Here is a 13,389-nt window from a genome sequence, read left to right as displayed (position 1 = left end):
CGCGAACGCCCCCGGCGCGAACACCCCCGACACGACGGCCCCGACACGACGCCCCGGCGCCGACGCCCCGGCGCGAGCGCCGCCGGCGACCGCCCTCAGCGACCGCCGTTGTAGGGGCCGTAGGGCCCGTCACTGCTGCTGCCGCCCTTGCGGCGGCCTCCGCCCGAGACCTGCTTGAGCGCGGGACGCACGTCCACGAGGAACACGATCGTGGCGACCAGGCCCGCGATCTGCAGGAACAACATCCCGAGGAAGAAGTCGACGACGACCGTGATGCCCAGGATGACCATCCAGAAGGTCTTGGTCTGCTTGTCGGCCGCCCGGAAGGCGTCCTCGCGCGCCATCGCCGCCATCACGAAGGCCACGACGGCGAGCACCAGCATCGCGTAGCCGAGCAACGGGAGCACACCGTTGTTGAACCCCTGCATGAGCATCGTCTCGACCGCCTTCTCGCATCCGCCACGCCTGACTCCACGCTACCGCCGGAGCCGCTCTCCGAAACGACAACGAACCGGACACCATACGGGTGCCCGGCTCGTTCGGCCGTCAATCAGGCCTCCGCGCCGGCCTCCGCGGCCGGCTCGGCGGCCGCCTTCTTCGCCGCGCTCTTGCGCGCGGCGGGCTTCTTCGCGGCCGGCTTCTCCTCGGTCGCGGCGTCCGCCTCGGAGTCGGCGGCGGCCTCGGCCGGGGCCTCCTGCGCCTTCGCGGGCTCGGGCTCGACGACCTCCGCGATGTCCACGATCTCGTCGGCGACCTCGCCGCGCCAGGTGCGGACGGCCTGCTCGCCGTGCTCGGCGACCTTGTCGTAGGTCTCCTTGGCCCGGACGGCGTACTCGGCGGCCACGCCGACGCCGCGCAGCGCCAGGTCCTGGGCGGTCTCGCCCAGCTTCTTCGGGTCGATCGCCCCGAAGACCTCGGCGACCTTGGCGGTGACCGCCTCCTGCGCCTCCTTGGCCTTCTCCTGCACGACCTTCGGGTCGGTGTTCTTCACGGCCTCGATGCGCGCGGGGGCCTCGGCGCGCAGCTGCTCGATGAGCCCGGGCACCTTCTTGGCCTGCTGTACGGCGAGGTCGGCGGTGCCGGCGGCGAAGTAGAGCGGGGTGGGGTCGGTGAGGGTCTTCTTCAGGTCATCGGCGATGGCCATGTGCTGGTCCTCCCGGATCACAGTCGGTTCGTAGGGGGCATCACGGTGTCGCGGGGCCCGGGTCGTCGGTGCCGACGCCGCCGTCGTGGCCGACGTTCCCGCCGTGGCCGACGTTTCCGCCGTGGCCGACGGCTCCGTCGGGCTCGGCGGCCGCGCCGGACCCGGCGGATTCGGCCTCGTTCTCCTTGCGGAACGCGTCGTAGATCTGGAGCAGCACCTGCTTCTGCCGCTCGTTGATCGACGGGTCCGACAGGATCACGGCCCGCGTCTCCACCTCGTCGCGGTCGCGCTCGTCGAGGATCCCGGCCTGCACGTACAGCGTCTCCGCGGAGATCCGCAGCGCCTTGGCCAGCTGCTGGAGGATGTCCGCGCTCGGCTTGCGCAGCCCGCGCTCGATCTGGCTCAGGTACGGATTCGACACCCCCGCCGCGTCGGCCAGCTGCCGCAGCGAGAGCTGGGCCTGTCGACGCTGCTCACGGAGGTACTCGCCGAGGTTTCCGACGTTGAGCGATGCCATGCCCCGATCCTGCCCGAGCCCGCTAACTTTTGCAAGCAGTTGCTTGCAAAAGCTCCCGCCCGCCGCCGTCGCCGTCCCGCCCGCCGTCCCCCGAGCCGCGCCCGTCAGCCCGCCGACCCCTCCCCCAGCACCGTCAGGTCCAGCTCCGCGAGCCGCGACGGATCGCCCAGGACATCGATGGCGACGATCTTCCCGTCCACGACGGTGAACGCCATCACCGACACCGCGCGCCCCTTGCGGACCACGACCACCCCCGCGGCGCCGTTGATCAGCGCCGGGCGGACGTACGGCGCCAGCGAGCCGTACGCGACCGCCTGGCCCCCGACCGTACGGGCGCCCGTGAGCACCACCGAGAGCGGACTGCCGACACCCGCGTCGGAGCGCAGCACCACGTCCGGGTCGAGGACGGAGAGCAGCGCCTCGAAGTGCCCGTCGCGGGCGGCGGCGAAGAACGCGTCCACCGCCTCCCGCTGCCGCGCGAGGTCCGCGTCCGGGGCCGGCGCCTGCCCGGCCACCCGCCGGCGCGCGCGACTGGCGAGCTGCCGGGTGGCCGCCGGGGTCTTCTCCACGAGCGGGGCGATGTCGTCGAACGGCACGGCGAACATGTCGTGCAGGACGAAGGCCAACCGCTCCGCCGGCGCCAGCGACTCCATCACCACCATCAGCGCCAGCCCGACCGAGTCCGCGAGGAGCACCTCCTGCTCGGGGTCGATCCCCCGCACCGAGCCGATGAGGGGCTCCGGGACACGGGCCTCCAGGTGCTCGTCGGACTCCTCGCGCCGCTGCTCGCGCGAGCGCAGCAGGTTCAGGCACACCCGGGCGGTGACCGTCGTCAGCCACCCGCCGAGGTTCTCGATCCCCTCGGCGCCGGTGCGGTCGAGCCGCAGCCACGCCTCCTGGACGGCGTCCTCGGCCTCGGCGAGCGACCCGAGCATCCGGTAGGCCACCGCGCGCAGTCGCCCCCGGTGTTCCTCGAAGCGCTCCGCCGTCATCCCGGACGGCGCGGTCCGGCCCCCCGGCTCCTCCACGTGCCCCACTTCGGCCCCTCCCCCTGTCGACGGCCGGCGTCCGACCGCCTCACGATTGTCCGACGCCCCGTCAACCCCCTTGGCTAGGGCTCCTCTTACGCGCTCAGCGGTGCCCGTCCGATCACGACGGTGGCGTACAGCTCCTCCGACGTCACCGCCCGCACCTCCAGGCCGCCGGCCGTCAGCGCGGAGGCCGTCACCGGCGCCTGCCGGGCGCTGGTCTCGATCAGCAGGTACCCGCCCGGCGCCAGCCAGGCCGCGGCCCGGGCCGCGATCCGCCGGTGCACGTCGAGGCCGTCGGCGCCCCCGTCCAGGGAGACCAGCGGCTCGTGGTCGCGGGCCTCGGGCGGCATGAGCCCGATCTCCTCGGTCGGCACGTACGGGGCGTTGACCACGAGCACCCCGATCCGGCCCCGCAGGTCCGTCGGGAGCGCCGCGTACAGGTCGCCCTCCCACACCGATCCCCCGTACGGGGCCACGTTGCGCCGCGCGTAGGCCAGCGCGCCCGGGTCGATGTCGGCCACGTGCAGTTCGACCCCGCCGGGCACCCCCGCCGCCACGGCCGCGCCGAGGGCGCCGACGCCGCAGCACAGGTCCAGGACGACCGTGCCGGGCACGGCCAGCTCGACGGCCCGTTCCACGAGGAACTCGGTGCGCCGGCGCGGTACGAACGCACCCGCCCCGACCTCCACGCGCAGCCCCGCGAACTCCGCCCAGCCGACGACGTGTTCCAGCGGTTCGCCGGCCACCCGCCGGGCGACCATGCCCTCCAGTCGGCCCTCGTCGGCGGCGGCCTCGACCAACAGGTCGGCCTCCTCCTCGGCGAAGACGCAACCCGCGGCGCGCAGCCGTTCCACCAGCGTTGTCATGTGACTCCGTGTTCCCGATTCCCTCGCGTGCCCGACCGACCCAACGTACTCAACCGGCCCCGCCGGCCGACCCCACCCGCCGCCCGCTCAGAAGACGTCCGGGCACCACGGGCTGCGGGCCGTGCGGAACACCGACTCCGCGAGCGCGAGCGCCCCGGGCCGCACCTGCGTCACCCGGCCCAGCGCGCCCAACCGGACCGCGGACTCCCCGCCCAGGTACAGGGACCCCAGTTCCCTCGCCCCCAGCCGCAGGTCGACCGGGTCCTCCGTACGGGCGCACGTGCCGGCGCCCGCGTCCAGCCGGTAGCGGCCCCCGGCCGGGCCGGCGGGGTCCTCGACCTCCAGCACCAGCACCCCGGGCACGGCGTACGTCCGGGCCTGGAGGGCCCGTACGACGTCCAGCACCCGCACCCACAGGAAGTCGGCGGCGGTCACCAGCCGGGCGGTCCGCGCGTCGGGCAGCAGGCTCGGCAGCAGGTCGTCGGGCGCCCGACGACCGGTGCGGACCTTCAGCACCCAGTCGATGGAGCACAGGAACCGCCACAGCGCCCGCTCGGCGGCCGGGGTGACCGCGATCAGGTCGTTGACCTGGAGGGTGTTCTGCGGGAGCTTCGCGTCCGTCCAGTGGTCGTCGGCCACGTAGCCGACCAGGCCCTCCACCTCACCGGCCGGGTTGCGGTAGACGGCGTGCATCTGCGTCCGGTACGGGCGGTGCGAGACCTCCTCCAGCCCCGTCCGCAGGGACCACCAGCGGGCGTCGCGGTTCACGACCCCGTGCACGGCCGCCCGCAGCCGCTCGTGCAGCGCGGGACCCACCCGGCGCACCTCGGTGACGTCGACCAGGTCGACGCGGCCCTCCCCCGGGCCGAGGAGGGCGCGGTGGCGGTCGAGTCCGGTGCGCGGGACGTCGACCTCCCACTCGTGGTGCGAGGCGGCGGGCCCGAATCCGTAGCGGCCGTAGATCGGGTACTCGGCGGCGATGAGGGTGGACACGACGTCGCCGCGCGCGTGGGCGGCGGCGAGTTCGTCGGCCATCATCCGGCTCAGCAGGCCCTGGCGGCGGTGGGTGGGCAGGACGGTGACGTTCGTGATCGCGCTGGACGCCACGGCGGCCCCGCCGGGGACGGTCAGCTCCTGCGCGAAGGAGCGGAAGGTCGCCACGCAGCGGCCGGTCTCGGTGTCGAATCCGCCCAGGGTGCGGGCCAGGTCCCCGTACTTCGAGCGCGCGGCGACGTCGGACGCGGTGGCCTCGCCGGGGGTCAGGAATCCGGTGTTGACGGTGGTCAACCACGCGGGGAGTTCGGATGCGGCGATCGGCCGGACGTCAGCACTCATGGGGCGCACGCTAACCGTCCGTTCCGCCCGGGTCTCCCGAATTTCCGCCGGCCCGCCGGCCCGCCCGTCCGCCGGCCCGCTCGCCCGCCGGCCCGTCCGTCCGCCCGCTACGCCAGCAGGTCGTCCACCTGCGCCTCGCCCTCCCGGTAGCGGCGGGTGATCTCCGCGCTGGAGTCGTCCGCCATCCGCTGGAGCTGCTGGCGGCGCCGCGAGACCTGCTGCTCGTAGCGGACCAGCCGGCCCATCGCGTCGTGCAGTTCGGCGTCCGTACGGGCGTCCAGGTCGGACAGTTCCACGTCCGAGAGCATCTCCGCCGCCAGCAGCCGGAACTCCTCGTTGTGCGGGGTGCCGAGCGTGACGTGCCGGGCGGAGGCGCTGCGCCGCGACGGGGCGTCGGCGAGGATCTCCGACAGCCGGTCCACCACGGGCGCCTCGGGGTCCGTACGGCGGGCCAGCTCGGCGCGCAGGATGTCGATGCGGCCCTGGAGGAGCCTGCGCACGTAGCTCAGGTCGGCCTCGTCGCGCTGCGCGTCGCGGCGCATCGCCCGCAGCTCCGGCAGTCCGAGCGCGGTGGCCGGGGCCGGGGTCGGGGGCGCGTCGCCCCCGCCGGGGGCGGCCGGGGTGGTCGGCCCCGGCTCGTGGCCCGAGCGCTGCGCGGGCGGGCGCCCGGTGACGCCCGGCGGGTCCGCGGGCGCGTCGGACGGCGCGGGAGCGGCGGGTGAAGCGGGTGCAGGTGCGGAGGTACCAGAAGTGTTCATCGTTGCGTGTCCGTCCCCTCGACCGGTGCTGGGGGCACCGCCTGCGTGCATCGTGCCACTCTCCGTGGTGCCGACGCAGTCCCACTCCACCCGATCGGCCCCGGACGGGTGCACGCCTGGTACACAGGTGGTATGCGAGCAGTGGTGCAGAGGGTGGACGGCGCGAGCGTCGTGGTGGCCGGCGAGACGGTCGGCGAGATCGTCGGCGAGGGACTGTGCGTGCTGGTGGGGGTGACCCACGACGACACCCCGGAGAAGGCGGCGGTGCTGGCGCGCAAGCTGTGGTCCGTGCGGATCCTGGAGGCGGAGAAGTCCTGTAGCGACGTCGACGCGCCGCTGCTGGTGATCTCGCAGTTCACGCTCTACGGGGACGCCCGCAAGGGCCGCCGCCCCACCTGGAACGCCGCCGCGCCCGGACCGGTGGCGGAGCCGCTGGTCGACGAGGTCGTGGCGCAACTGCGGGCGCTGGGCGCGACGGTGGCGACGGGCCGGTTCGGCGCGGACATGCGGGTCTCGCTGACCAACCACGGCCCGTTCACCATCGTCATCGACGTCTGAGACGCCCGGGGCGCGTAGAAGGAGCGTAGAAGGCGCGTAGAAGGCGCGGAGGGGGTGCGTACGGGGCGCAAGGCCGTCCCGTACGCACCCCCCGGCCGTCCTACGGCGCCACGACGACCTCCTGCGCGGCGGCCGTCGTCCCGACCAGCAGCGGGGCGTCCACGGGAACGTTCCGCTTGACGAGCGCGAGCGCGATCGGGCCGAGCTCGTGGTGGCGCACGGCGGTGGTGACGAAGCCCAGCTGCCGCCCCTCCTCGCCGTCGGCGGCGAGGCGTACGGGCGCGCCGTGCGCCGGGAGCAGCACCTCGGAGCCGTCCAGGTGCAGGAAGACGAGCCGGCGCGGGGGCTTCCCCAGGTTGTGGACGCGGGCCACCGTCTCCTGACCGCGGTAGCAGCCCTTCTGGAGGTGGACGGCGGTGCCGATCAGGCCGATCTCGTGCGGGATCGTACGGTGGTCGGTCTCCAGGCCCAGGCGCGGCCGGTGCGCCTCGACGCGCAGGGCCTCGTGGGCGAGGAGTCCGGCGGCGGGACCGTGGGCGGCGGCGAAGGCCTCCAGGTCCGCGCGGGGCAGGAGGACGTCGCGGCCCCAGGGGGTCTCGCGGACGACGAGCTCCTTGTCGAGCTCGGCGATGGACCCGGCCGGGAGGTGCACGACGGCGAAGTCGGCGGTCCGGTCGGCGACTTCGACGCGGTAGAAGAACTTCATCGCCTCCAGGTAGGCGATCAGCTCGTCCTGGGTGCCGGGCTCCACGTGCGCCCACACCGTCTCGCCGTCGTCGACGAGGTAGAGGGCGTGTTCGATGTGCCCGTTCGCCGAGAGGATCAGCGCCTCGGTGGCCTGTCCGGCCGGGAGGTCGGTGACGTGTTGGGTGAGCAGCAGGTGCAGCCAGCTCAACCGGTCGGGTCCGCTGACGGCGACGACGCCCCGGTGCGAGAGGTCGACGAAGCCGCGGCCGGCGGCGAGGGCGCGCTGTTCGCCGTAGAGCTCTCCGTAGTGGGCGGCGACGCCCTCGTCACGGCCTTCGGCCGCTACGGCGCCGGGAAGATGGAGCAAGGGGCTGCTGGTCATGCCACCAAGCGTACGACCCCGCCCGGATCATGACGGGGGCCGTCGTGGACGACCGCCGGAGCGGGGCTCAGGGCGCGGCCGGGCCGGGGTTCGCCTCGGGGGTGGGGGCGGCGGCGCGGCGGCCGGCGGCGCACTCGGCGCACAGGCCGAAGATCGCGAAGTGCTTCATGTCGGTGTCGAAGGCGAAGGTGTCGCGGAGCTTCGCCGTGAACTCGGCCGCGATGTCCAGGTCCGCCTCGATCACCCCGGTGCAGTCGCGGCACACCAGGTGGATGTGGTGGTGCCGGTCGGCGAGGTGGTAGGTGGGGGCCCCGTGCCCGAGGTGGGCGTGCGAGACGAGCCCGAGTTCCTCCAGCAGCTCCAGGGTCCGGTAGACGGTGGAGATGTTCACCCCGGAGGCGGTCTTGCGCACCTCGACGAGGATCTCGTCGGGAGTGGCGTGCTCCAGCGCGTCGACGGCTTCCAGCACCAGCTGCCGCTGCGGTGTCAGCCGGTATCCGCGCTGCCGCAGGTCGCTCTTCCAGTCGGTGGTCACCACCCGGCCAGTGTAAGCGCGGGAAGGGGACCCCGGGCGTGCCCGTGGTCCCCTCGTCGCGGAGCGGGTCGGCTCAGCGGAAGAAGGCGATGCCGTCTTCCGGGAGCTCCGGGAGGTTGCGCGCCATGTCGGCGATCTCCTCCGGGGTGACGACCTTCTTCAGCTGGGCCGACATGTACGGACGCAGCTCGACCTCGGGGGTGGCCTTCTCGCCGACCCACATCAGGTCGCTCTTGACGTAGCCGTAGAGGCGCTTGCCACCGCTGTACGGGCCGGAGGCGGCCGTCCGGGCGACGGCGTCGGTGACCAGGTCGATCTGCGGCTTCTTGTCGGCGAGCTCGCCGTACCAGACCTCGACGACGCCCTGGTCGCGCACCATGACGATCTCGACCTTGCGGTCCTTGTCGATGCGCCAGTAGCCCGACTCGGACTCCAGCGGGCGCACCTTGTTGCCCTCGGCGTCGAGCACCCAGGAGTGGGAGGTGTACTCCAGGAAGTCCCGGCCGTCGTGGCTGAAGACGACTTCCTGGCCGAAGTTGCACTTCTCCTCGCCGGGGAAGTCGAAGACGCCCGCTCCCTCCCACGTACCGAGGAGGAAGGCGAGGGGGACGAGGCCCGGGTTCAGGTCGGACGGGATCTGGATCATGGTTGGCTGCTCAGGCGATCTGTGGGAGGGGTTCCGGGGCGGGCGGTCGGCCGCTTGCTCAGCGCTGACCCTGGTACAGCTTCTTGACGGCCAGGACCGTGAAGGCCATGACGCCGACGCAGACCAGGACCAGCAGGGAGGTGAAGACTGCCTCAAGCACGGGGTGCTCCTCGGAGGATTCGGTGCGGTGTACGGGCCGGTCCCCAAGCCTACTGGCCCGGGGACCGGAGCACTGTGTGAGGTAGCCCGTACCGCCCATCGGCCGGCAACGGGACCCGTCGGCTCAGTGCAGGAGCTGGTCCTGGAGGATCACCGTCTGGTGGAAGGGGACGGGGGCCACCTCGCCCTTGCGGCTCTGGAAGACCACCGCCTGGACGTCGCCGCCCTTGACGCAGCCCGCGACCAGCTGCTCGTCCCCGACGGGCGCGGCCTCGGTGAAGAGGGAGACGTCGGCCAGGTCCGGTGCCTCCTGGGCGTTCTTGGCCTTGCTCCAGGCGCTGTCGCCCTCGATCCGGTTGACCCCGTCGAGGTTCATGTTGATGCCGCAGCCCTCGAAGGTGTCCACGAAGCCGGAGGAGTGGAAACGCAGCAGGTAGACGCGGGTGCGGGTGCCGTCGGGCATGGTCCAGCCGCGGGCGACGATCTCGCGCAGGCCCTCGTCGGTGAACCCCTGCCGCATCTTCGCGCGGACGGTGGACTCGTACTCCTCCAGGAAGGTGTCGACGGACACCTTCTGGTCCTTCTCCAGCTTGAGCCCGGCGTCCGGCGTGGAGCCCTCGGGCGCGGGCAGCAGGAGCTGGAGGAGTCCGGCGTAGTGGACGCCCTCCGGGTTGTCCTTGGCGAAGGGCTGCGCGGCGCCGGGCGGCAGGGTGGGCTTGACGAGCGTCGGGTACGTCCAGCGGCCGTCGTCCCGCGTGGCCAGGCCGGGCAGGTCGGTGCGCTCGGGCTGTACGAGGCCGTACGCGACTCCCGTGCCGACCGCGCCGAAGACGAGCACCGCCGCCGTCCAGCGCAGGAAGGCGAACAGGGCCCGCCGGTCCCTGGGCGCGGCCGGGACGGGCGGCTGCGGGACGGGCGGCGCGGCGGGCGGCTGGGGGACGGGCGGAACCGGCGCCCCGACCGGCGCGGCGGGCGGCTGCGGGACGGTCCCGGGGCCGGCCGGGGTGGTGTTCTGCTCGGTCACACGGACTCCCCGGGGGACTTCAGGTGGGTCAGCTGGTTCTTGAGGAACTGCATGGCGTCCTGGGTGGACATCGGCTTGGGCCCGTAGGCACGGAAGTCGACCATCACGTCACCCTCGACGGCCACGCAGTCGATCGACTCGATCGACTCCTTCTTCTCCTCGCCCAGGGCGATGATGGAGCACTTGGCGTCGGGGAAGCCGTCCACCTTGGGAGCGTCGCGCCCCTCCCCGATGATCCCGATGACCTTCTTGGTGATCTCGGAGAACTTGCCCAGGGCCTGCGGGTCCGCCTGCATGATGCGGACCTCCGTGACCATCCGACCGCCGCCGCGCGTGTAGCTGCGCCCGGCGAGCCCCTTGAGCTTCAGCTCGGCCAGCGCCTCGTCGCGCTTCTTGCGTTCGGCGCCGGACAGCCCCTTGCGGGCGTCCTTGAAGCCCTGGACGGCGCTCTCGCCGGAGACGAAGAAGTTGTTGCCGTCGCCGGCGAGGTCCGGGCCGAGGGCGTAGGCGTCGGGGACCGGGAGGAGCTTGCCCGAGAGGGCGTTGGCGGGGACGGGCGCGGGCGGTTCGGGCGTCGGGGCCTCGTCGTCGCGGGCGCTCCAGTAGCGGGTGGTCGCGGTCCGGTCGGCGCCTTCGAGCGCGCCGACGGCCGCGGCGCCGCCGCCCGCGAGGACGGCGACGGCCACGCCGGCCGCGATGAGGGCCGGTGCCCTGCGCCGCCCCGCGCCGGCCGGCGCCGGGGCCGCCTCGGGAGCCGATGCCGGAGCCGATGCCGGGGCCGGAGCCGCGACGGGCGCCGGGGCGGGCGCCGTCGCCGCGGCGGGCGCCGCGTCCGGGGACTGCGGGAGGTCTTCGCGGGGCTCGGTCACAGTCGCTCCAGCTGTCGCTTGGCCAGGTCGACGACATCGCTCTGCGTGATCTTGCCGCGTCCGTCGTAGTAGCCGATGTCCATGACGATGTCGCCGCGGCGGGCGATGGCCCGGGCCCCGCGCACGGGGTAGTAGCCGGGCTTCTCGTGCACCTCGGAGTCCACCCACACGTGGCCCAGGTCCGAGGGCAGGCCGGGGATGGCCACGCCGGGGTTGCCGGCGTACTTCTTCTCGGGCATGTACTGCGAGTGCCCGAGCTGGAAGTCCTCCGCGCCGGAGCGGTCGTTGAACTGGAGCAGCCGGACCTGGACGACGACCCGGTCGTTCTCCGTCCACACCGCGGAGGCGACCCGCCGGATCCCGCTCTCGGCCAGCTCGGGCAGGGCGAACTGCGGCTCCTCGAAGAAGTCCGCGGCGAAGTCGTCGAGGGAGTCGTAACCCCGGCCCTCGGCCTTCGCTCCGTCCGGCACCGGAAGCAGGAGTTCGGCGAGGTCGTCGTCCGTCTTGTGGTGACGGTTGGCGTTGATCGACTTGTTCGTCGTGGCGTCGTCCGGTGCGAGCGCCTTCGGCGTGACGAGCCCCTGCTGCGCCAGCGGCGGCAGCGGAGTGGGCTCGCGGTGGTACTGGACGGCGTAGCCGGTCACCGTGCCGGCGAGGACGCCGAGCACGAGGGCGCCGGCGATGAGGAGCGTCGTACGCCCCTTGCGGCGCGGCGGCGCGGAATTCACCGTGTCGGGATCCACCGCATCGGGATTCACCGCGCCGGGATTCACCGGCGGAAATTCCGGAGTGTCCGATTCCGAACCCTTCTCGGCCGCATTCGACGGCTCGGGAACGGTCTGTTCTTGTTCCAAAGGAGGTCCCCCACAGGCCTGCGCGTCGGGTTCCGTTCACCCGCGCACACGCAAGACACCTTCACCTACGGAGGAGTTGTAAGCATTCTTATTACGTTCTTATATAGGCGGGTCGTCTTTTCCCGGACGCCGCTTTCCGTCCAGTTCGTCCCACCACTCATCGGACTTCGGATCGCCCGAGGGATCGTCCCACCAGCGGTCTTCCGGTCCCCGCCGGTTCGCGACCATCGCGGCGACGGGCGGGATGACCATGGCGACGACGCACAGGGCCACGGCCGCCTCCACCGAGAACAGGCGCACGAAGGACCAGGCGGAGACGAAGAGGAACAGGCATCCGCCCATGAGCAGGAAGTAGGCGCGCCGGCGCCTGGCGTACATGCTTCCAGCGTAGGTCCGGACGCGGACGGCGCGAAGGGCCGCACCCCGATCCAGTGGCGTCCAACCCCCGGGGGTGCGGCCCTTCGGCCGTTCTGCGTGCGGTGGCTCAGACCGCGATGGCCACGTCCGTCACGCCGCCGGCCTCGGCGACCACGACGGCGCGGTCGGCCTGGGCACCGGGGACGAGCGCGCGCAGCGTCCAGGAGCCGGTAGCCGCGTAGAAGCGGAACTGGCCCGTCGCCGAGGTCGGGACCTCGGCGGTGAACTCGCCGGTCGAGTCCAGCAGGCGGACGTAACCGCTGATGGGCTCGCCGTCCTTGGTCACCTGACCCTGGATCGCGGTCTCACCGGGCTTCAGCGTCGCGAGGTCGGGCCCGCCGATCTGTGCTCCACACATGTTCTCTGTCCTGTCCTAGAGAGTTGCTACGAGGGCGTCGCGTGCCCGGGACTACTTGTTGGGGCCGAGCTCGATCGGCACGCCGACCAGCGAGCCGTACTCGGTCCACGAACCGTCGTAGTTCTTGACGTTCTCCTGGCCCAGGAGCTCGTGCAGCACGAACCAGGTGAGCGCGGAGCGCTCACCGATGCGGCAGTAGGCGATGGTGTCCTTGGTGTCCAGGTCGACGCCCTCGGCCTGGTAAAGGGCCGTCAGCTCGTCGTCGGACTTGAAGGTGCCGTCGTCGTTGGCGTTCTTCGACCACGGGATGTTGCGGGCGCTCGGCACGTGGCCGGGGCGCTGCGACTGCTCCTGCGGGAGGTGCGCCGGGGCGAGCAGCTTGCCGGAGAACTCGTCGGGCGAGCGGACGTCGACCAGGTTCTGGACGTTGATCGCGGCCACGACGTCGTCGCGGAAGGCACGGATCGAGGTGTCCTGCGGCTTGGCCTTGTACGCGGTGGCCGGGCGGTTCGGGACGTCCTTGCCGTCGACCAGGTCGCGGGAGTCGAGCTCCCACTTCTTGCGGCCGCCGTCGAGCAGGCGGACGTCCTGGTGGCCGTAGAGCTTGAAGTACCAGTAGGCGTAGGACGCGAACCAGTTGTTGTTGCCGCCGTAGAGGACGACGGTGTCGTCGTTGGAGATGCCCTTGGCGGAGAGGAGCTTCTCGAAGCCCTCCTGGTCCACGAAGTCGCGGCGGACCGGGTCCTGGAGGTCGGTCTTCCAGTCGATCCGGACGGCGTTGGTGATGTGGTTCTTGTCGTACGCGGACGTGTCCTCGTCCACCTCGACGATGACGACGTCGGCGTCGTTCAGGTGGGCCTCGACCCAGTCGGCGTCTACGAGGACGTCGCTGCGGCTCATGGTGTTCTCCTCCGGGGCAGTGTGCGGCGGGCTGTGCTGGTGCTGCGCTGCGGGGCTTGATGGTGCGGGGTGCGTGCGCGCCTTGGCGGACGTCGCGCCGGGCCGTTCGCGGGGAGGCGTCGGGGGCGGGAGGAAGGTGCGGTCGGTGCGATCACGCGGGATGAAGGGCCGAGGCCGTCGATCCGGCCGGTGGAGCGGAAGGCTCACACCTCACATGGAGCGACAGAGCATGGCGGCGACGCGACACAGGTCTACTGCCCGCCGCTTCGTGAGGTCCGCCTGCTGATGCTTCATAGGCATGGATCGTAGGGAGGAATCGGCCGCCCTGTCACCGGTGTGTCATATTTCG

At 72.4% G+C, this 13,389-nt stretch carries 18 protein-coding genes; 1 reads left to right on the top strand and 17 read right to left on the bottom strand.

Translation table 11 applies throughout. From position 1 onward, the window contains the following. Positions 1-95: 95 nt before the first annotated feature. The 7 genes from ACZ6ZI_RS24040 to ACZ6ZI_RS24010 all read right to left on the bottom strand — a co-directional run bounded on the left by ACZ6ZI_RS24040 (position 96) and on the right by ACZ6ZI_RS24010 (position 5,651). Positions 96-434 carry a DUF2516 family protein gene (locus ACZ6ZI_RS24040; protein ID WP_469524082.1) on the bottom strand — a complete coding sequence of 113 codons (339 nt, stop codon included), beginning with the start codon at positions 432-434 and terminating at the stop codon, positions 96-98. Between the two features lie 116 nt (positions 435-550). Next, positions 551-1,144, bottom strand: a complete 594-nt coding sequence (locus ACZ6ZI_RS24035; RefSeq protein ID WP_469524081.1) for a hypothetical protein — start codon at positions 1,142-1,144, stop codon at positions 551-553. A gap of 40 nt (positions 1,145-1,184) precedes the next feature. Continuing rightward, positions 1,185-1,661 carry a helix-turn-helix domain-containing protein gene (locus ACZ6ZI_RS24030; protein WP_469524080.1) on the bottom strand — a complete coding sequence of 159 codons (477 nt, stop codon included), beginning with the start codon at positions 1,659-1,661 and terminating at the stop codon, positions 1,185-1,187. Between the two features lie 104 nt (positions 1,662-1,765). Continuing rightward, positions 1,766-2,653 carry a sigma-70 family RNA polymerase sigma factor gene (locus ACZ6ZI_RS24025; protein WP_469524450.1) on the bottom strand — a complete coding sequence of 296 codons (888 nt, stop codon included), beginning with the start codon at positions 2,651-2,653 and terminating at the stop codon, positions 1,766-1,768. A 131-nt stretch (positions 2,654-2,784) separates the two neighbouring features. Next, positions 2,785-3,558 (bottom strand): putative protein N(5)-glutamine methyltransferase, encoded by a 774-nt coding sequence (locus ACZ6ZI_RS24020; protein ID WP_469524078.1) that lies wholly within the window; start codon positions 3,556-3,558, stop codon positions 2,785-2,787. An 87-nt stretch (positions 3,559-3,645) separates the two neighbouring features. Next, entirely contained in the window at positions 3,646-4,893 is a 1,248-nt protein-coding gene (locus ACZ6ZI_RS24015) for a GNAT family N-acetyltransferase (RefSeq protein ID WP_469524077.1), read from the bottom strand. Positions 4,894-5,000: 107 nt separating this feature from the next. Continuing rightward, complete coding sequence (locus ACZ6ZI_RS24010; protein WP_469524076.1) at positions 5,001-5,651, bottom strand: RsiG family protein; 651 nt, start codon at positions 5,649-5,651, stop codon at positions 5,001-5,003. 132 nt (positions 5,652-5,783) lie between these two features. Between ACZ6ZI_RS24010 and dtd the strand changes: the two genes are divergently transcribed. After that, a complete protein-coding gene (dtd, locus tag ACZ6ZI_RS24005; protein ID WP_042801357.1) occupies positions 5,784-6,209 on the top strand; it encodes a D-aminoacyl-tRNA deacylase in 426 nt (141 codons plus the stop codon). Between the two features lie 100 nt (positions 6,210-6,309). Here dtd and ygfZ read toward each other — a convergent pair whose 3' ends face one another. The 10 genes from ygfZ to ACZ6ZI_RS23955 form a co-directional block, all read right to left on the bottom strand. Beyond that, on the bottom strand, positions 6,310-7,278 hold the full coding sequence (gene ygfZ / locus ACZ6ZI_RS24000) for a CAF17-like 4Fe-4S cluster assembly/insertion protein YgfZ (protein WP_363055559.1): 969 nt from the start codon (positions 7,276-7,278) through the stop codon (positions 6,310-6,312). A gap of 67 nt (positions 7,279-7,345) precedes the next feature. Continuing rightward, positions 7,346-7,816, bottom strand: coding sequence for a Fur family transcriptional regulator (locus ACZ6ZI_RS23995; protein WP_469524072.1), 471 nt, complete (start codon positions 7,814-7,816; stop codon positions 7,346-7,348). A gap of 70 nt (positions 7,817-7,886) precedes the next feature. After that, on the bottom strand, positions 7,887-8,459 hold the full coding sequence (locus ACZ6ZI_RS23990; protein ID WP_249767065.1) for a heme-binding beta-barrel domain-containing protein: 573 nt from the start codon (positions 8,457-8,459) through the stop codon (positions 7,887-7,889). A gap of 283 nt (positions 8,460-8,742) precedes the next feature. After that, positions 8,743-9,642: a hypothetical protein gene (locus ACZ6ZI_RS23985; RefSeq protein WP_469524071.1), complete on the bottom strand. Its 900-nt coding sequence runs from the start codon at positions 9,640-9,642 to the stop codon at positions 8,743-8,745. Further along, positions 9,639-10,511: a hypothetical protein gene (locus ACZ6ZI_RS23980; protein ID WP_469524070.1), complete on the bottom strand. Its 873-nt coding sequence runs from the start codon at positions 10,509-10,511 to the stop codon at positions 9,639-9,641. Before ACZ6ZI_RS23980 ends, ACZ6ZI_RS23985 begins: the two co-directional genes overlap by 4 nt. After that, positions 10,508-11,239, bottom strand: a complete 732-nt coding sequence (locus tag ACZ6ZI_RS23975) for a hypothetical protein (RefSeq protein ID WP_363055563.1) — start codon at positions 11,237-11,239, stop codon at positions 10,508-10,510. The genes ACZ6ZI_RS23980 and ACZ6ZI_RS23975 overlap by 4 nt, the downstream gene beginning before the upstream one ends. A 225-nt stretch (positions 11,240-11,464) precedes the next feature. Then, complete coding sequence (locus tag ACZ6ZI_RS23970; RefSeq protein ID WP_363055564.1) at positions 11,465-11,743, bottom strand: DUF3099 domain-containing protein; 279 nt, start codon at positions 11,741-11,743, stop codon at positions 11,465-11,467. A 106-nt stretch (positions 11,744-11,849) separates the two neighbouring features. Next, complete coding sequence (locus ACZ6ZI_RS23965) at positions 11,850-12,140, bottom strand: DUF1416 domain-containing protein (protein ID WP_007265476.1); 291 nt, start codon at positions 12,138-12,140, stop codon at positions 11,850-11,852. Positions 12,141-12,191: 51 nt separating this feature from the next. Beyond that, positions 12,192-13,040 carry a sulfurtransferase gene (locus ACZ6ZI_RS23960; protein WP_469524066.1) on the bottom strand — a complete coding sequence of 283 codons (849 nt, stop codon included), beginning with the start codon at positions 13,038-13,040 and terminating at the stop codon, positions 12,192-12,194. Between the two features lie 210 nt (positions 13,041-13,250). Beyond that, on the bottom strand, positions 13,251-13,334 hold the full coding sequence (locus ACZ6ZI_RS23955; protein ID WP_350206375.1) for a putative leader peptide: 84 nt from the start codon (positions 13,332-13,334) through the stop codon (positions 13,251-13,253). Positions 13,335-13,389 lie beyond the last annotated feature (55 nt).

The sequence above is a fragment of the Streptomyces sp. NPDC103540 genome (assembly GCF_055584445.1).
The sequence above is the reverse complement of the archived record's forward strand: the minus strand, read 5'-3'. Positions and strand labels throughout refer to the sequence as shown.